14 protein-coding genes are annotated in these 19,267 nt (G+C 60.3%); 11 read left to right on the top strand and 3 right to left on the bottom strand.

Going from position 1 to position 19,267, the window contains the following annotated elements; genetic code table 11:
* The first annotated feature begins 87 nt into the window (after nt 1–87).
* From B2A78_RS21605 to B2A78_RS21580, 5 genes are all read left to right on the top strand, one after another.
* A complete protein-coding gene (locus B2A78_RS21605) occupies nt 88–1,320 on the top strand; it encodes a PepSY-associated TM helix domain-containing protein (protein WP_077732130.1) in 1,233 nt (410 codons plus the stop codon).
* A 100-nt stretch (nt 1,321–1,420) separates the two neighbouring features.
* The gene (locus tag B2A78_RS21600; protein WP_240502627.1) at nt 1,421–1,978 is read left to right on the top strand and encodes an RNA polymerase sigma factor; all 558 of its coding nucleotides are present in this window, start codon (nt 1,421–1,423) and stop codon (nt 1,976–1,978) included.
* A 69-nt stretch (nt 1,979–2,047) separates the two neighbouring features.
* The gene (locus B2A78_RS21595) at nt 2,048–3,088 is read left to right on the top strand and encodes a FecR family protein (protein WP_077732128.1); all 1,041 of its coding nucleotides are present in this window, start codon (nt 2,048–2,050) and stop codon (nt 3,086–3,088) included.
* Between the two features lie 524 nt (nt 3,089–3,612).
* The gene (locus B2A78_RS21590) at nt 3,613–6,069 is read left to right on the top strand and encodes a TonB-dependent receptor (protein WP_077732127.1); all 2,457 of its coding nucleotides are present in this window, start codon (nt 3,613–3,615) and stop codon (nt 6,067–6,069) included.
* Nucleotides 6,070–6,856: 787 nt separating this feature from the next.
* On the top strand, nt 6,857–8,080 hold the full coding sequence (locus B2A78_RS21580; protein WP_077732125.1) for a hypothetical protein: 1,224 nt from the start codon (nt 6,857–6,859) through the stop codon (nt 8,078–8,080).
* Between the two features lie 102 nt (nt 8,081–8,182).
* Here B2A78_RS21580 and B2A78_RS21575 read toward each other — a convergent pair whose 3' ends face one another.
* On the bottom strand, nt 8,183–8,590 hold the full coding sequence (locus tag B2A78_RS21575; RefSeq protein ID WP_077732124.1) for a cytochrome c: 408 nt from the start codon (nt 8,588–8,590) through the stop codon (nt 8,183–8,185).
* 657 nt (nt 8,591–9,247) lie between these two features.
* Complete coding sequence (gene smbP / locus B2A78_RS21565; RefSeq protein WP_077732122.1) at nt 9,248–9,583, bottom strand: small metal-binding protein SmbP; 336 nt, start codon at nt 9,581–9,583, stop codon at nt 9,248–9,250.
* A gap of 698 nt (nt 9,584–10,281) precedes the next feature.
* Between smbP and B2A78_RS21560 the strand changes: the two genes are divergently transcribed.
* The 4 genes from B2A78_RS21560 to B2A78_RS21545 all read left to right on the top strand — a co-directional run bounded on the left by B2A78_RS21560 (nt 10,282) and on the right by B2A78_RS21545 (nt 16,034).
* Entirely contained in the window at nt 10,282–10,803 is a 522-nt protein-coding gene (locus tag B2A78_RS21560) for a sigma-70 family RNA polymerase sigma factor (RefSeq protein WP_077732121.1), read from the top strand.
* 74 nt (nt 10,804–10,877) lie between these two features.
* Nucleotides 10,878–11,840, top strand: a complete 963-nt coding sequence (locus B2A78_RS21555) for a FecR family protein (RefSeq protein WP_077732120.1) — start codon at nt 10,878–10,880, stop codon at nt 11,838–11,840.
* A gap of 345 nt (nt 11,841–12,185) precedes the next feature.
* Entirely contained in the window at nt 12,186–14,726 is a 2,541-nt protein-coding gene (locus B2A78_RS21550) for a TonB-dependent receptor (RefSeq protein ID WP_077732119.1), read from the top strand.
* A gap of 15 nt (nt 14,727–14,741) precedes the next feature.
* On the top strand, nt 14,742–16,034 hold the full coding sequence (locus tag B2A78_RS21545; RefSeq protein WP_077732118.1) for a PepSY-associated TM helix domain-containing protein: 1,293 nt from the start codon (nt 14,742–14,744) through the stop codon (nt 16,032–16,034).
* Here B2A78_RS21545 and B2A78_RS21540 read toward each other — a convergent pair.
* Nucleotides 16,015–17,247, bottom strand: coding sequence for an amidohydrolase family protein (locus B2A78_RS21540; protein ID WP_240502626.1), 1,233 nt, complete (start codon nt 17,245–17,247; stop codon nt 16,015–16,017). The two genes, B2A78_RS21545 and B2A78_RS21540, sit on opposite strands and share 20 nt — an antisense overlap.
* A 453-nt stretch (nt 17,248–17,700) precedes the next feature.
* Between B2A78_RS21540 and B2A78_RS21535 the strand changes: the two genes are divergently transcribed.
* Nucleotides 17,701–18,231: a sigma-70 family RNA polymerase sigma factor gene (locus tag B2A78_RS21535; RefSeq protein WP_077732116.1), complete on the top strand. Its 531-nt coding sequence runs from the start codon at nt 17,701–17,703 to the stop codon at nt 18,229–18,231.
* Nucleotides 18,231–19,196, top strand: a complete 966-nt coding sequence (locus tag B2A78_RS21530; protein WP_077732115.1) for a FecR family protein — start codon at nt 18,231–18,233, stop codon at nt 19,194–19,196. Before B2A78_RS21535 ends, B2A78_RS21530 begins: the two co-directional genes overlap by 1 nt.
* The last annotated feature ends 71 nt before the right edge of the window (nt 19,197–19,267 follow it).

The raw sequence follows: 19,267 nt of genomic DNA, 5'->3' as shown, positions 1-19,267 counted from the left end.
AATTAGATCCATGAGGCCTCACGAAAGACATAACCCGGCGATACATCTACGTCCCTACAATTTGCGACTTCAAATCGGAAATCGACCATGTCCCTCCAGAATTTAAGGCGTCTCGCCAATCTGAAAACCCGAAGGAAACTGTGGCTGGAAGTGCATCTCTGGCTGGGACTCGTCGCTGGCGCGACGCTGGTGATATTCGGGATTACCGGCAGCATCCTGGTGTTCCATCAGGAAATCGACGAACTGCTGAATCCGAAACTGCTGACGATCGAAGCTCGCCCTGGAGGAAAGGCAAATTACCGTCCACTGGAGGACATCTTCGCGGCCGGCATCCGGGCCATGCCGGCCGACGCCAAATTGACCTTCGCCAACTACCCGCGCAATGACACGGCGGTGTTCCGCCTGCGATTCCAGGTGCCGGCCCTGCCGGAGGGTGAATCGGAAAATTGGGAAGTCGCGGTCGATCCTTACACCGCCGAGGTGATCGGTCGGCGCCTGATGAAGCGCTCGGACAGCACTTTTCCGAGGACGTTCATCGGATTCGTGTTCGAGCTGCATTACGCCTTTTTTCTCGGCGAAAGGATCGGCTATGTGCTCGTGGGCATTCTCGGAGCCTTGCTCATCATTTCGGTGCTAACCGGCCTCATCGTCTGGTGGCCGCTGACCGGCAAATGGCTGCAGGCGCTCACGATCAAGCGCCGAGCCAGCGCCGAACGCCTCAATTTCGATCTGCACAAGGCTTTCGGCTTCTACACCACGCTCATCATGATTCCCGTGCTGTTCTCCGGCATCTACATGAACCTGCCGCGGCATGTGGTGCCGGTTCTGGAACTGTTCTCGCCGGTCACCTACCGCTATTGGTTTCGCTCCACCCCGATTGCGGATGGTGAGCCCATCGGCATGGCACAGGCCGTCGCCATCGCCGATACCCGCTATCCCAGCGGCCGCCCGGACTGGATCTACGGCGCGCCGGAGCCGACCAGCACCTACACCGTGTGCAAGCACGACGTGGCGGAGCCCGGCAGTCTTCTCAGCCGCCGCTGCGTCGTGATGGACCGCTATACCGGAAAAATCCTGGACGTGGACGATCCCGCTACGGGAACGGCAGGAGAAGTCTTCACCCACTGGCAATGGCCGCTCCATTCCGGCCACGCCTTCGGCATGACAGGCCGCATTCTGGTATTTGTCACCGGCCTCGCCTGTCCGGTGCTGTACGTGACGGGGGTGATCCGTTGGCTGCAAAAACGGAAGGCGGCGCGGCGCACGACCGGCGTAGCGGACCGACGGCTTCGCGATCAGCCGCGAACAAATGAAATCTGACCGCTGGAAGAGCACTGTGTGATTTGCCGCAGTCGCTTGCAGCGAAACAGCCGAGCCTACCGATCCAGCCTTTTCCGATCAATCGTTTACATGATTCGGCATGAGGTTTGCTGTATCGAGGAGTCCCTTTTTCTCGATACCCATGCTGTCTTCCGATCATCAACTGCTAGTTCAGCTTTTCCGGGACTGCCGCCAGGAACTCCTGAGCTTCCTGCTCGGCCGACTGGGTTGCGCTCAAACTGCGGACGACCTTTGCCAGGAATCCTTCGTGCGGCTCTGGCGGAGCGGCGACTTGAGCCGCATCGCCAATCCCCGCGCTTATTTGTTCAGGACCGCGCTGAATCTGATTACGGACCATCACCGCTACGGCAAAAACCGGCCAAGCTTTTTGGCCGATTTGGACGAGGACGATCCCAGCGTTCTTCCGACGGAGGAACGGACCGGCGAGGCCGCGACGCTCGCCTCGGAGCAGCTCGACCGGGCGACGGCGGCGCTGGAGGAGCTTCCGCCACTGAGCCAACGCATTTTTTATCTGAGCCGGTTCGAAGGCTTGAAACAGCGGGAAATCGCGGAGCGGCTCGGCGTTTCCCTGCGCACGGTGGAGGAGCATCTGAGACGCACGCTGCTGCATTTGAATCGCCGCGTACACGAAGATTAGCTCGTGGCGTGTGGTTTTTTCGCGGTGGCTCGTCTATCTTCACGAGTCTCCTAAGACAACGGCCGTTTTATGCCCGAATCCCCACCCTCCCACGATCCCGACCGTTTGGTAAGCGAGGCGCTCGACGGGCTGATCGTTCTGAAGACGCGCACGCCGACAACGGCCGAAACACAGCGACTCGAGCGTTGGCGCTCGCAAAGCCCGGAGCACGAGGCAGCTTGGCGCAACGCGCTCGCGCTTTGGGAGGGGCTGGAACCGCTGCGCGGCCGGCCGCTGTCCGGATCGTCTCCCCTGCCCTTGGAAACTGCTCGCGCAAACCTCGCGGAAGCGATAGTGAGACCGCGACGATTGCGATCTGAGACCGATCCTGCCCTAAGCCGTTCGCGCGGCACCGCCTTTCCGCGCCACTCCGTGCGCCTCGGCTGGGCCATCGCATGCCTTTTCATTCTGATCGCTGGCCTGGTTTTTCTCGACCCCATGCTCGCGCTGCAGGCCGATTATCGAACCGCCAAGGGCGAAATTCATGATGTTCTGCTGCCCGACGGTTCCCGCGCCAGTTTGAATTCCGACAGCGCCGTCGCGGTTCGCTTCGAGCATTCGACGCGGCGGATCGAACTGCTTCGCGGCGAAGCGTTTTTTGAAGTGGCCAAGGACCCGGCGCGTCCGTTCGTCGCTGCCAGCCGCCACGGCGAAGCCAAGGCGGTGGGTACGGCCTTTACCGTCAGGCAGTCGGAAGAAAAGACCGAAATCGCGATGCTGGAGGGCGTGGTCGAGGCCAGCACGTTCCGCCAGCGCGTCTCGCTGAAAGCCGGTCAAGCCGCCAGCCTCGAAGCGGACGGCCGGGTCGTCCTGCGGAAAAGCGGAGTCGATCATGCCGCCGCCTGGCGCGAAGGCTATCTGATCTTCGATCAAACCCCTCTGGCCGAGGTGGTCGCCACGCTCAACCGATACAGGAAAGGACGGGTGACTCTGCTCAACGAATCGTTCGCCGACCGGCGCTTGAGCGGGCTCTTCCGTCTCGCCGACACCGACAGGGTGATCGACGCCATCGCCGAAACCACGCCGCTGCGCATCACCCGCCTGACGGATTACTGGGTGATTCTGCGCTGAGCAAGTTGCGAGGCCCGTAGCCCGGATGAAGTGAAGCGAAATCCGGGACGAGCGAAGCCGTGACACCCCGTATTTCGCTGCTCTACATACGGGCTGCGGCAAGGACGTTAGACTGAATTTTATAATTTCACCCCGAGAGGTATTCCCGCGCGACCGTCCTACCTGTCGCGTCCATCGGGCGCCATGAGATTTTCGGTTTGCGACGGTTCCGCGCCGCGCATGAGCTTTAGAAGTTGTAGGTCGGCAACCCCTTGCCGACGAAGGCGCTCGGCCAAGCGGCGTCGTGTCGCGAAGGGATTCGCAACCTACGCGCGAGTGCCCGTACAGTAGGTATGAAAATGCTCTGGGTTCCAAATCGGGAAGCCGGAACTTCTCGACATGGGTCCTGAACCGGAGTTTGGGACCCAGCGTAAAATCCGCCGTCGGTTACGCCATGTGGTTTTTTTCTCCGACTCCGTCATAGCTCTCGTGGGCCGACTATTTTGCCCACCGAAAAAAAGCAAGAAGATCAGGAGAAAAACCGCATGTCCCAGCCGTCCCGACTCAGGAACGATCGGCCCCGCAACCAATGCCGCGTGCTGGTGTTCGGCCTGCCCTTACTGTCCGCCTTCACCGCCGGTGCCGCGGAAAACACCCGTTTCGACATTCCTCCGCAGCCTTTGAACAGCGCCTTGCTCGCATTCGGCAAACAGAGCGGACGGCAGCTTCTGTACGGTAGCGAAATGACGGAAGGCTTGAAAACGGGAGGACTCAAAGGCGAGTACCCGCCCGAAATAGCGCTGGACCGGCTGTTGGCCGGCACGCCGCTGACCTACAGCGTGACGCCCGGCGGCACGGTCACCCTCGCCCGAGCCGAAAAGCCCGCGCCCGCGGTCGATAGGCAAGAAGTGCAACTGTCCCCGATCATGGTGAAAGGCGAGGTGGTGACCGAGGAGGACGGCCAAAGCTATACCGTAACCCGCACCTCCACCGCCACCAAGACCGATACGCCGATCATGGATACACCCGTGTCGGTGCAGGCGGTCCCGCGAGCGGTGATGGACGATCAGAAAACCCCCGATTTAAAGGAAGCGCTCGAAAACGTGAGCAGCGTGCGCCCGCAACCTTCCTTGGGCGTATTCAACGGCTTCATCATCCGCGGTTTTCAGGACTTCAACCAATACCGGAACGGACTGAGGGTGGGCTTCACCAGCTTCGATACCGCCAACCTGCAGTCCCTGGAAGTACTGAAAGGCCCCGCCGGGGTGCTCTATGGCCGCATTCAGCCGGGCGGCCTGATCAACCTGACCACCAAGAAGCCGTTGGACCAGGCTTATTATTCTCTGGAGCAGCAGTTCGGCAACTTCGATTTTTACCGCACCCTCTGGGACGCAACCGGGCCGGTGACCCAGGATGGAGCGCTGCTCTACCGTTTTACCGGCGCTTATCAGGACAGCGACTCGTTTCGGGAGTTCCACACCATGAATCGGATTCAGGTCAACCCGAGCCTGACCTGGCGGATCAGCGACGCCACCGAAATCTCGATCGAGGTGGAAGGTTTCAACGAGGATCGGGAAATCGACTACGGCATCCCCGTCATCGGGAAACGCCCGGCACCCATTCCGATTCGCCGAGCGCTGGACGACCCGGACGATCCCGTCGACAACATCTCCAACGTCTACGTCGGTTTCAATCTCACCCACCGCTTCAACGATGACTGGACCTTGCGCAACCGTTTTCTGGCGCGGTATTACCATGCCGACAATCTGGACATCACGCCTTCGCCCCAGTTCGACGCTTCGGCCCTGCGCAGCGACAACCGCACGCTGGACCGCAACCTGTTTCACCAGCGGTCGGACCAGGACGTCTACGCCACCAACCTGGATCTCACCGGAAAACTGGACCTGTGGGACACCGAACATGAAGTCCTGGTAGGCTTCGATTATTACCAGAACTCGGAAAAGTATCATGCTCGCGGCGACTATTTTGCGGGCGATCCGGCGCTCGCCATCGATATTTTCAACCCCAGCTACAACATAGACGCCGCCCTGTTCGACAAGGACCGCCTGGCGTTCCCGCTCTACTCTCGCGCCGAGGAACAATGGTTCGGCGTCTACTTTCAGGACCACATCGTGCTCTGGGAAAAACTCCACATTATGGGCGGTGGTCGCTACGATTGGGCGACGATCGGACGCGGCTATTCGGACACTTCCTATTCCGCGGCGGACGACGCCCGACGGAACCGAAAGGATGACGAGTTCAGCCCGCGGGTGGGCATTCTCTACCAGCCTTGGTCCTGGTTGAGCATCTACGGCAACTGGGCGGAATCGTTCGGATCGAACAACAATATACCGGGCTTCGGGAATGTAACGCCGGAAACCGGCGAGCAGTACGAAGCCGGCGTCAAGACCGAATTCTTCGACGGCCGGATGACCGCGACTCTTGCCTTCTACAACATCAACAAGAAGAACATTCTCACCCCCGACCTCAGTACGGCCGACCCAACCGATAGCGACACCATCGGCGAGGCGCGGAGCAAAGGCATGGAACTGGACATTTCCGGAAGGATCACGGATTACGTCAGCCTGATCGGCAACTACGCCTACACGGACGCCGAGATCACCAAGGATAACTCGGACAACCAGGGCAATCGCATGCCGAATGTGCCCTACAACTCCGGAAGCCTGTGGCTCAAATACGACATCAACGGATTCGATGCGTCCAACGGATTTTCACTGGGGGTCGGGGTGTTCGCGGCCGGTCAGCGCGACGGAGACAACGAGAACACGTTCAAGATGCCAGGCTATGTGCGGCTCGACGCCGCCGCCGCTTACCGCTGGACCATGGGCCCGTCCCGCGTGACCGCGCAACTGAACCTGCGCAACCTGCTCGACAAAGCCTATTACGAGTCGACCGATCCGTTCGTGAATGTCGCGCCCAGGCTCGCGGTCGTACCTGCCTCGCCGTTTACGGTGCTGGGCTCGGTGCGGGTGGAGTTTTGAAGCAGATCTTTCTTTTTCCGCCGAGACTCAGACAGATGTCGACGGACCGTTCGGCAGCCGCTTCCTCTGCCCGTTAGGAACGGCCGGACGATCCCGACCCCGGAGATTGTAGCGCGACAGGCAAGCCGATCTTTCGCGGCTATGATCATGAAATAGCCCGTATGTCCGTTGCTTGCGGGATAAGGAATTTGCGCCCTGCTACGAGTGCTGCAATCGGAGTGTCGTGACTCGGGTTATGGCAGGGAATAAAAAACGGGATGTCGACTGAACGGCATCCCGATCGAATGAGGAGATCTCACGCACTCGTACGGTTGGGTCCCGGAGGAAAACCAATGACTGCTACGAGATGGGATTATCGTACGCCGCCTAACTCATTGATCCAATAGGACATTTTGTCGCATGGACCGTGCGGCATTTCACTCGGCGCAGTGCGGCAAATGCGTTAATGGCCCGCCCTTCTAAAACCCAGTCCTTCCCTAAGCCATTGAAATAACGATGAGATAATATCTGGCGCGAAGTTTGTTTCTATTTTTGTGCCGACTAGCGGTCAGCCTTTCCGAGCGCTTGGGAGTGCTCAGGGGAAAGGGTGGCCGCGACCACTCTGTGGATTTGTCCGGTTTTCAGCGACTTGTCTTTATTCCCCACACGTGGAATCGAGCAGGATATGGCTTCGAAAAGATATTCCACCTCCTCCAACTCCGGCCGAACCGTTGCAGCATGCCCAAGTTCCGAGTGTGCCATGTAAGCCATGGCCGGACGAATTAGCGCAAGACTCAAGGAAGTCACCATGAAAACGAAGCATTCGTTCTTTTCACGTTTTTTTGCGGGGGTGTTGTGGCTGGCTTCTTTTGCCGTAGCCCCCTCGATGGGGTCGGAAACGCTCGTGCGCGAAATCGATACTCCAGCGGCGCAGGGCAGCCGCCAACACCATCTGACTCAACTCGACCGAGAGCGGCTTTTGTTGAGCTGGGTGGAAGGCGACGAACAGTCGAGTCGCTTCCGTTTCGCCGTTCGCGAGCGCGGAATCTGGGCCGCGCCGCATACGGTCGTCGCGGGCTGCTACAAGTTCGCCGCGCCGCCGCTCGTGGTCGGACTGAAGGGTGGCGCATTGGCCGCGGTATGGATGACCTATCAGGACCGGGCCAAGGATCGCTACGCGGCCGACATTCATGTCTCGATATCCAAGGACGGCGGGCGCCAGTGGAGCAAACCGCAACGCCCCTACCCCGCCGCCGCTCGCATCTACGATGCCCAAATGTCCGCCGCTCCCCTGGAAAATGGTGGATTCGCGCTGGTGTGGACCGACCGGCGGCATCCGGATCGTTATCGCCTTATGGCCACGCTGATCGGCGCCGACGGACGCGCGAGCGCCGAAACGACGCTCGATCCCGACGTCTGCTCCTGTTGCGAGACCCGGACGGTAACCGATGGGAACACGCTATCGACGACTTACCGTGATCATCTCGCAGGCGAGCTCCGGGATATCGCCCTAATTCGCTGGAGCTCGGGCGGCATCCGTTCGAATGGAATCGTGCATGCCGACCGGTGGGCCATCGAGGGTTGTCCGAGCAACGGCCCCGCCGTGGCTTCGCAAGATGGACGGACGGTGGTCGCCTGGTTCACCGCAGCGGACGGCGTGGGGCGGGTAAAAGCGGCGTTTTCAGCCAACCAGGGCGCGCATTTCGGCGAACCCGTCGAGCTTGGCGCCGATGCGAACGGCTACGTCGACACGCTGCTTTTGGAGGATGGTTCGGCTATCGCGGCTTGGCGGGGACGGGCGGGTCCAGACGAAGAACTGTGGATGGCCCGGCTGCGGCCAGACGGCACCCTGTTGGGCCGTACAAGCCTGTACCGCGGAGGATTCCCGCGTTGGCCGAGCCGCCATATCAGCCTGGCGCAGGCGGGCGATGAGATTTACGCAGCCTGGACCGATGTGGCGCAGCAGCGGGTGAGACTCGTCGGAACACCGGTGGCCGCCCTGACGGCGAATGCCGAAGATCTCGGGGAGTAACGAATCCATGAACGGCAGCGGTGTTGTCTCGACGGCGAACGCGGCCGGACGGATCGAGGCCGGTCTGCCATCGGGCTCCCCGGCCTCGTGGCGGTTTTCAGCCTACGGCATTTCCTGTAGTTCGCCGACAGGGATCGCCCCATCCGAGCGCCCCTTCAGGTAAGCGTACAGGCCGTCGATTCCGTCGACCACCGCCTTGTTGCCGCTAAAGGCCGGCATGTTGTTGCGCCCGTTGAGCACGGTCGCTTTAAAATCGTCCGCGCTCATGTTCTTCAAGCCGGTCACCAGATTGGGAAAAGCGGCCCCTCCTTCCGCGGTCGGTCCATGGCAAGTCTCGCAGCGTTGGCGCTTGTAGAGTTTCCACCCATTGAAAGTCGCTTTGTCCACCGCTTTTCCTTCGACTTTATAAGGCGCTTCCGCATGAGCGATCGAGCAGACCGAAGCGGCAAGCACAAGCGCACCGGCTGCGGCCAGTCTCCTCAGAGCGAATAGCGTATCGATTCTTTGCATAAGGTCTCCTTTAGTATTGATTGAACAGCCAGGACGGATGCATTTTGATTCCTTCCCTGCCGGAAGCGCTGCAACGGCGCAAGAGCAACGGCAAAGCGTCTTTCTCTCATCGTTCCGCTCGCACCCCCCCCTTTCGAGGAGAGCTCAATTTGCATCAGTCGCGATGGAATCGGCTCGATTCGCGAGTCGTCGGCTCCCGATTCGAACTCGGGCATACCCAACCCATGCAAAAAAACGGCGGATGGGAGAGCGATGCCGGGGAATACCTGGCACTCGTTCAATCATCCGCCACAGTACAAGTTGAGGTTATGCACCAAAATTGATTACAAAATCGGTGCCAAACGCCGGAAGCCTTGCTGGCCAAGCATCGTGTGGCTTGGTCGCCCTGTTCTTCGGGAAGGAATTGAGGGCTGTCACCCAGTTGTGCGGGAACACACGCAATTCGAGAGAACCGATCCATGATGCGCAAGGGGAACGGCTGGAACGCTTTCCAGTTTGCTATGAGTCTTCGAGCGTAACCCCCTCAGGAGAGGGCTGTTCTGAGGTAAAGGTCGAGCGGCGCTCGCCGTTCTCGCCAAATGCCGCTTTTGAAGGTGTAGGGACAAAAAAAGCGGACAGAGAATGCGCACCTGCCCGCTTGCATTGAAGCGAAAGTTCTTATCTTGCCATTTTTAGGTGCTTCAACGCTTCGTCGGAATGCTGGGCGGCGATATCGGCGTGTCCCATCTTACCGTGCTCGACCGCCTGATTGAGGTGGTTGATCGCCTCTTTCACGTGCTTAGTCGCTTCATCGTGATACTTCTCGGCGGCCTTGGCATGGGTGAGCGCTTCTTCGGCATGCTGGGTCGCCTGTGGCGCATGATTATCCTGGCCGTGGGCCAGGGCCTGCGCCGCGTGCTCGATGGCCTGGTCCGTATGCGCGTCCCAGGCGTAAGCCATCCCGCTCGCAGTCAAAACCAACGCGCCCATCAATGGAATGATCTTCGTCTTCATTTTTGCCTCCTTAGGTGCTATTCATCGGAATCGACATGTCCTACCCCATGCCGTAAACAACACAGGGCACGCTAAGCCTAACAGAATCATAATGCCGCACGAAAGAGTGACATTAGTATCGAAACCGGGACACGAGAAACCGGGTATGTCGTCCGGGACAAAGCCCTTTTATTAACCCGGCCTATAAATATAGGCCGGGTTAATCCGGGGCAGGGATGCCCCGGCGCGGCGACAAGCCGCGTGAGCCCAGGCCGGGCGTGTACCGGGCCTGGGCGGCGGCCCGAAATACCAGGAGGGTATTTACGGGCCTGATTAATAAACCCGACGCCGATTACAGCAGACGTTCGACTCTAATACTGTCTGACCCTGTCGGCGGTGCTCGTGTTCGGTTTAATCCGCTGGTTGAAGGAGCGGCAGGCAAAGATCGTAGATCAGGGTAAGGCGTTTCTCGACGTCTCGTGGCAGTAGAGATCATTTCAAAATTCGCGTCTTATCTTGCCCGCCAAGCCGGCTACCCGAGCTATGCCACACCAGGTGCGGCAATTCACACAGCAATCCGGTTCATGTATCGCCCAACCGCAAGGTTTCCGGCCCGCTTCCCATGGCATTTGTATTGCTTGAGCTCTTTGCCACCACGAGAAAGTGGCCTCGCTCAAGTCCGAAATAACAAAAACCAGCCGTAACCCCGTCCGCCGTCAATGGACCATTCTTCCGCCTGCGTCAGCGATTTGTTCCTGGATCACCGGGAAACGCTCGTTCACACTCTGTTCCGTATGGTGGGCTGCCGGCAGACTGCCGAGGATCTGGCACAGGAAGCTTATGTGCGCGTGATGGGCGCGGCGGAGAGCCAACACGTCACCTACCTGAAAGCCTTTCTTTACCAAACCGCGCGCAATCTGGCTCTCGATCATTTGCGCAAGGCGAAGGTCCGCAGCCGGACGGATTGTCCGGAAGCCGATCCGGAGATCGTTGCCGAAATTCCGGCTTCGGCTCCGACACCGGAGCAGCATGCCGCAACGCAGCAGGATGTCGAAAGGCTGTTCGAAGCCTTGGCTGGCCTATCCGAGCGTCGGCGGCAAATTCTGATACTGCACAAGCTCCATCACTGGCCTTACGAACGCATAGCCAGCCATATCGGCCTGTCCCGCAGCGCCGTGGAAAAAAATGTCCATGCGGCGCTGGCTCATCTCGTATCCGTTTTGGGAGACGATATCTTCTGACGCCAGTGTGTTCCGGCACGCCTCGAACGTCTTATCCTATAACGCCTCCATTTCACGCGGACCCTATCCTCTTCATGACTTCCAACGGCGACGACGATCCCAAGGCGCCCGGCACGCCGCTAGCCGAGGCGCTGACATGGTTCGCGCGGCTGCGGGACAGCGAAACCGGCGCGGCCGAGCGGGAAGCCTTCCTGGCCTGGCATGCAGCCAAGCCCGAAAATACCGAGGCCTACGCCCGCGTGGAGAAGCTGTGGAATTCCCCGGCTTTATCCGAGGCGCTGGCAAGATTTCCCGCCGCGGTCCCGCCGGTCGTCGCCCGAAGCCGGCGGCGAACGGCCCGCCGTTGGGCCTCGGCCGCCTCCGTCCTGCTGCTGGCCGGCTGGATTGCGGCTGCATCCGAGCTCATCGACCGCTGGCGCGCCGATTACACTACGGTAGCCGGCGAACAGCGCCGCATCGCGCTGGCGGACGGTTCCACCGTCGTCCTGAATACCGATTCCACCCTGGTGCTCGATTTCAACAACGATCGGCGCGGCGTTCGCCTTCTGGCCGGCGAGGCCTATTTCGAGGTCCGGCCCGACAGCGCACGGCCTTTCATCGTCAGCACCGGCAACGCGACCGTGCGGGTGGTGGGCACCCGGTTCGCGGTTCTGGCCGGGGAGACAACCTCGGTCGCCGTCGACAGCGGCATCGTCGCCTGCGGCAACGAGAAAGGCGCAAGCGTTAAGGTAACGGCGGGGCAGCGCGTATCGATCTCAAAGGAAACGGTCACGCCGCCGGAGACCATCGACCCAGGACGCGCCTTCGCCTGGCTCAACAAGCGGCTGATTTTTAAGGATCAATCCTTGGCGTACGTATTGAATGAAATCGACCGCTATCATCCCGGCGTCATCGTCATCGCCAGCGGGAGGCTTGCGGAGACCCGCGTCACCGGCAACTACAAGCTCGACGACACCGCCGCCGTGGTCCGTGCCCTCGCGGACATCGCCGGCGCCCGCGTCACGACCGTCTCGCCCTATCTGACGGTAGTGCGTTAGAGCGTTAATCGGCGTGCCCCTGGGTATGCCGGAAACGCGTTTCGCTTGCCGTAGCCCGTGAAATGACCGTAGGTTGCAATCGCCCATTTCAAGGTCGCCGAAACTATAGATACCGTCTTGGAAATCAAGACCAAGCCGCGGGTCGAGCGGCGCAATGTCGCGAAGGGATTCGCGACCTACGGCGGCTTATCCCGGCCCAAAATGTAGGTCGGCAATCCTTTGCCGACAAAGACGCTGAATGCGCGATGAAAATTCTTTCGTCGCGAGGTGTGTGCTCCCACCCCCTAAAACGTCTCGGTAACCAGAGCCTGAATCAGGCATACGACACCGGCATTGGGAGCATTCATGACAAGAACAACAAATCATCAGTCCACCGTCATCCTCTCACGGACGCTCACTCGAGTCGCCATTGGCATCGCGCTGACTTTTCCGCCATTGTCCTTCTCCCCGCGAGCCTCGGCTGCCGAAGCTGCCGCCCGGAGCGAGCAGGCGATGCCGTTTTCGATTCCCGCCCAGCCGTTGGAAGACGCGCTGAACGAATTCATAGCCGTCACAGACTGGCAGGTCGGCTTCCCGGCGGAGCTCGCGAAGGGCGCGCGTTCCCCCGGCGTCGCCGGACGCTATCCGCCGTCTGAAGCCCTGAGAAAGCTCCTTGCCGGAACCGGCCTCGTCTATCGTCATACCGGGGCTAGGGCCGTCACGCTGGAACGGGCTCGGGAGCCGATCCGTCCGGCCATGGCTGACAACCAGGAAGTGCATCTGTCCCCCGTTATGGTGAAAGACGAGGCGCTGGAAGAAACAGATCGGGGCAGCTACACCGTAGCCCGCAGCTTCTCCGCCACCAAGACCGACACGCCCATCATGGACACGCCGGTTTCGGTACAGGTGGTACCCCGCGCAGTCATGCAGGATCAACAAACCACGCGCATAAAGGATGCATTGGAAAACGTCAGCGGCGTACGCCCGCAATCGAGTTTAGGCCTTGGGAACGGCTATATAATCCGGGGATTTAGAAACGATCGGGTGTTTCGTAACGGCCTCGTCGCCAGCGGCGTTTCTATTGGAGGAGCCACCGAGTTCGATACGGCCAATCTGAAAAGCGTCGAGGTATTGAAAGGCCCCGCGGCCATTTTGTTCGGCCGCATCGAGCCGGGCGGAATGATCAATGTCGTGACCAAACGGCCCGAGGATGCGCCCTATTATTCATTGGAACAGCGTTTCGGCTCTTACGATTTCTATCGGACGGAATGGGACGCGACCGGAGCGATTACCGGGGATCGGTCCTGGAGCTACCGCTTTGCCGGCGCTTATCAGAACAATGAATCGTTCCGCGATTTCAATTTCAACGACCGAATTCTGGTGCAGCCCTCCGTGACCTGGCGCCCCGCCGACGCCACGGAAATGACCCTAGAAGTCGAAGCCTTGTATCAGGAATACCAGGTCGATCGGGCTCTGTTCGCCATCGGCGACCGCCCGGCGTCTATTCCCATCAGCCGCTCCTTCATCGATCCGGGCGATCCGATCGATACCTTGTCGAGGGTGAATCTCGGCTTTACTTTAAGCCATGCCTTTAACGAAACCTGGACTATACGTAACCGGTTCTTGGCTTCGTTTAACGATGACGACAATTTTTCCGTCAAACCGGCGAATGTCTTTACCGTGCAACAGTTCTTCGATCCCAGCGCCGGCAATCGAACCTATCTCCGCAATATCTTTTCTCAGGTTGCCGCCGCGGAAACCTATACCACCAACCTCGACCTGACCGGGAATTTGGAGCTTTGGGGAACCCGGCATCAAACCCTGGTCGGTTTCGACTTCTTGCGATCGACAGGCACCTACTTGACCCGGGGAGATTTCATGAATCCCGTGCCTGGTCTGGAAATCGATATTTACAATCCGGTCTACGGCATCGATCGTTCGTTTTATGCGAATGCTTTGGCGACGCCTTTTCCAGCGGGAAGCAATCATTCCTACTTCAGGGATGAATGGTACGGCGTGTATTTCCAGGACCACATCACGCTTTGGGATAAGATCCACATCCTCGGGGGCGGCCGTTACGACTGGGCGACGACCGGACGCGGCCGGGGCGATTCCTTCAGAGCGGCCGAAGCCAGCCTTCCCTCACGCGAAGATGAAGGTTTCAGCCCCAGAGTGGGCATTCTCTATCAGCCCTGGTACTGGCTGAGCGTTTACGGCAACTGGACCACTTCGTTCGGCGCGAACAACGGCGTTACGGGCAGTGGCGCCACGGTCGATCCGGAAATCGGCGAACAATTCGAAGCCGGTGTCAAAACCGAGCTTTTCGACCAGCGCTTGACGACAACTCTAGCCTATTATCATCTGACCAAGGAAAACATCTTGACTCGGGATTTCAGCAGCCCCGACCCGTTCGCCGTCGCCCCGATCGGAGAAGCGCGCAGCCAAGGCATCGAGCTGGATGTGTCCGGACAGATCACCGACGAACTCAGCCTCATCGGCAGCTATGCCTTTACCGACGCACGCATCACGAAAGACAACTCGGGGCTTCAGGGCAATCGCCTGAACAACGTGCCCGAGCATGCGGGCAGTCTCTGGCTCAAGTACGATATCCGCCGCTACGCACCTCTGAACGGCTTGAGTTTCGGCGCCGGCGTGTTCGTCGCCGGTCAGCGGGAAGGCGACGACGACAATACCTTTGTCTTGCCGGGTTACGTCCGCTTGGACGCCTTTGCCGCCTATCGCTACCCGCTCGGCGGTTCGAACCTGGTCGCGCAGTTCAATATCCGCAACCTGTTGGACAAGACCTATTACGAATCGACCGATCCTTTCCAGAACGCGCCGCCACGTGTCGGCATCTATCCGGGCGCCCCGCTGACCGCGATGGGTTCGATTCGGCTGGAATTTTGATCGAATGAGGGAGGAATGATGAATCGATGGATGAGCGTCGTACGGCAATCCCCGAATGGCGTCGACGCATGGCGGGCCGCGCGCTTGTCGCGGCTCAAGGCGCGTCGAAAATTGTGGCTCGAAGTCCACGGCTGGCTGGGGCTGATACTCGGATTCTGTCTCGCGATCTTCGGCATTACCGGCAGCGTTCTCGTCTTCTACGAGGAAACCGACGACTGGCTGAATCCCGGCGTCATTGCGTTGGCGAATCTGGTAGAGGGACAAGAACATTTCCGCCCGGTGGACGACATCGTCGAAGCGGCTCGCTCGGTGATGCCGGACCGAGCGCAAATCGGCTCGATCATTTACCCCCGGCATGACCGGCGGGCGTATCAATTCTTCTACCGCGTTGTCACCGACAACGAATCCACGCCCGAACTCCGGCATGTCTTCGTCAACCCCTACACGGCCGAGGTGACCGGAACACGGGCCGTGATCGAACGGGGCCGGTGGCTTCCGGACGGCTTCGTGCCTTTCATGTTCCAGTTGCATTTTGCCCTGCTGGCGGGTAATACCGGCGCGGTCGTCGTCGGAATCATGGGCGTGATTTCGATCATTTCGGTGCTCACCGGCTTGATCGTATGGTGGCCGCTGACCGGCAAATGGCGGCGGGCATTGACCATCAAGCGGGCTGCCAGTCCCGAGCGCCTCAATCACGATGTTCACCAAACCTTCGGCTTTTACACCGCCTTGATCATGCTGGCGGTGCTCCTGTCCGGCGTGTACATGAACCTGCCCGATCATTTCAAGGTGCCGGTCAAACTGCTTTCGCCGAACAGCCGGTCTTTTACGGACAATCCGCAATCATCCCCGGCGGCGGGACGCTCTCCCATCGGTTTGGATCGCGCCCTGGCCAGCGTCCGCCGGAGCTATCCCGAGGGAAGGGTCAATTGGCTGCGCCTTCCAGAAGGCGAAACGGGTGTCTACACCATCAGCATAAGGGACGTACCCGGTCTCAGCCGTTTTTGGTCGGAGCGGCGGTTGACGGTGGATCAATATTCCGGTGCGATATTGACGGTCCACGATCCCGACACCCGAACCGCCGCCGGCGACACGTTTCTGGACTGGATGTGGCCGCTCCATTCAGGCAAAGTCTTCGGCTGGCCCGGCCGCATCCTGATCTTTGTCACCGGCCTCGCCTGCCCGGTGCTGTACGTCACCGGTGTCGTCCGCTGGCTGCAGAAGCGGCGGGCAAAGCGGTCCAAAAAGCCGCCCCGGCCCGCGGGTTGGGGGGAGGCGAGGAATCGAATTACCGGCCGAAGTAATTGACGACGATTTTTCCTCCCGACATCACCCAATCCGGGGATTCCAGGCGTTTGAAGTTTTCCAGCGCATTACCCTTGACCGCGATGAGGTCGGCGGGAGCACCGACGCTCAGGGTGCCGAGCGGAGCGAGACCCAAGACTTCTCCCGCTTTGGACGTGGCGGTACGGAACACCTCCAGGGGCGTCATCCCGGTCAGGTGCGCCATCAGATGAAGCTCCTGGGCATCGATGCCCCAGGGAATTTCCGTATGGGCGATTTCGGCGCCGTAGTAAAGCTGGGCGCCCAGGCTCGCCAATTTGGCGGCATTCGCGTGTATCCCGCGGCAATGAGACAGCGTATCGATAGTCGTGATGATCCTGACGCCTTGTTGAACGGCCTCGTCGAGCAATTCGTCGGGTATGGGCTCGCAGGGGACATGGGCCCACTCGTCGACGCCGGCCGCCAGTGCTCGCGCTACGCCCTTGGGTTCCGCCACGTGGGCCGATACCTGTTTGCCCAGCTTATGCGCCTCCTCCACTACGGCGCGGACGATTTCCAGGGACGGCATCGGCCAGGGCGGCGGCGGCGACGCCGGATGTCCCGTGCTCCAGGACGCGCCCTCTTCGCCGCCGGGTTCCAGTGCGATCTTGATGACGGCCGCACTGCCGGCAACCAGGTGTTGCACGAGTTGCCGAGCCTGCTCGACGGATTCGACCGGCGCCGCCACCTCGCCGTGCCCATGGCCATGACCGGGCTGGCCGAACACCGGGATGGGATAGCCGCCGGGCACGGTGATGATGGGACCGGCCGTCAACAGGCGTAGCCTCCCGTCGCCGCCGGAGGGCGCCAGCAAGGGCCCGCCCACGTCGCGGACGGTGGTGACACCGTGGCGCAGCACCGTTTCGCGCGGCACGTTCTGGAAGGCCAAATGGCCGTGCAACTCGATGAAACCGGGAAGCAGGGTGGCATCGCCAAGATCGACGATGCGCGCGCCGTTATTGCGCACCTGCCGTGACGGCCCCGCGCCCGCCACCTTGCCGTCGACGATCAGAACCGCGTAATCGGTATTCATATTGACGCCGTCGAATACCCGTGCAGCTTGCAGGATCAGCGGCTTGGAACCGTTGCCCGCAGCCCGCGTCTGCTGCGGGAACGCCCCGATGATGCCGATAAGCAGAAGCACGGTCAGAATCGGATTTTGCCGTAATCCGAACCGGATGATGGCTTTGGAATCCACGTAATGTCCTCGTGTCTTGCGGTTTTTGCGGATCTGTCGGGACCGAAAGTGATCGACCGGAATCCGGGCGAATGCCTCCCCTATGGCCGGAAATGTTACGGGCAAGATATGTACCACTGCGGAAAGTTCCGGGAATCGCGCATCGGCCAGGCGCTCCGCCAAGGCAATAGGCGCATGGTCCGGCCGTTTTATCCGAGGCGGTCGGGGGGATTGCCCCCGTGACACACGATCTTTCCGCCGATTCCCACTGCGGCAAATGACACATACGGACTGCGCCGGATAGCGGCACGCTCCCGATCCGGAACCACGGGATTTTCGTATGGCACTGTTGCATAAAGACTTTCCTACAGGGCTTGCGCTGCCGTGTACGGATGGCATCGAGCTTGCTTTTTCAGTCCAGGTATTAACCTGGACCGAGACCAACCGTTTCCTCCGATCCATCCGACGCCATTCATGTCCTCCCTCACCCACGACCAGATTTTCCGGCTTTTTCGCGATTACCGCGATCCGATCGTGGCCTTTCTGGTGCGCCGCGTGCAGTGTCCGGAAACCGCGCAGGATCTGAGCCAGGAGACTTATCTCCGCCTGGTGCGCAAGGACGCGCTGGCGCATGGGGACAACCTGCCGGCCTACCTGTTCCGCACGGCGGAGCGCCTTGCCATCGATTATTTGCGGCAAAACCGGCAAACCTTCGTCAGCGCCGATTCCCTGGCCGACGATCTCACCTGCCCCAAGCTTTCTCCCGACGAACTGGCATCGCTCCGTCAGCAGTGCGAAATCCTGCTGGACGCCATCGCATCGTTGCCCGGAAAGTGCCGGCACGTGTTTCTGCTGCGGAAGATCGACGACTTGAGCTACGGCGAAATCGCGGCGCGTCTCGGGATTTCCGAAAAGACTGTACAGCGCCAGTTGGTCAAGGCGATGCTGCATTGTCACCGGCGCATGCAGGATCCGCAGTTCGGGTTAAACGGGAATTTCCGCTGATGCCCCCGTTCGACGGACCTCACGATCGCATTCTGAAACAGGCCTTGGAGTGGTTCGTAAGCCTGCAATCGGAAAATTGCAGCAACGAGGATCGTACCCGGTTCTCCGCCTGGCTGGCGCAAAGCGAAAAGCACCGGGCGGCCTACGCGGAGGCCGAGCAGGTGTGGGCCAGCATGGACAGTTTGCGGAAGATTCCCGTGCCCGGCCTCGACGAAGCCCGCCGGGCACGCCCCCATCCCTCGGCCCTGCCGACCCTCCTCCTGTCCGTCTTGCTGACGGCTGTGCTGACCGCGGGATGGTGGTATGAATTCCGGGTCGAAACCACCCGCTACGCCACGGCCATGGGCGAAAGGCGCAGCGTGACGCTGGCCGACGGTTCCCGCATCGATCTCAACACTTCCACCCGGATCGCCGTGCACTGGTCGAGATGGAGCCGGAAAGTCGAGCTGGAATCCGGCGAAGCCTTGTTCAGCGTGACCCACGATGCGCACCATCCTTTCGTGGTGGAGTCCGGAGATCTGTCGATCCGCGATGTCGGCACCCGGTTCGACGTTCGCAAATGGCCGGAACAGGTCACGATAGCCGTGCTGGAAGGCGAGGTCGAGCTGGAAGATGCGCGCCATGCCAAGACACAGCGGCTGAAGGCGGGTGAACGGAACTGCTACCGCGAGAGCACCGGGCTCGGATACCGGCAACGGGCGGACGCGGAGCAGATCGAAGCCTGGACCCACGGCCGCCTGGTATTCAGGCACGCCCCGCTGGCCGAAGTTGCCGCCGAACTGGAACGCTATCACCCGGTGCGCTTCGTTATCGCCGACCCCGCCCTCGGCCGGGAGACCCTGAGCGGCGCTTTCGATGCCGACGATCTGGCCCCCTTCCTCAATGCCGTCGAGAAAATTTTGCCGGTCCGGGCGGAGCGCTCGAGCGGCGACACGATTGTGCTGGAGCGGTCCACGCGGAGATGAGTTCTTCCCCCTTCTACAAAAAAATGTCCGGTTTGCCCGCTCTCCTTCGTTAAGGAGTTTTGAAGACGATC

The organism is Methylocaldum sp. 14B (genome assembly GCF_002005105.1).
Lineage (GTDB): Bacteria > Pseudomonadota > Gammaproteobacteria > Methylococcales > Methylococcaceae > Methylocaldum.
Note: the sequence above shows the minus strand (reverse complement) of the source record. Positions and strands in the feature narration are given on the sequence as shown.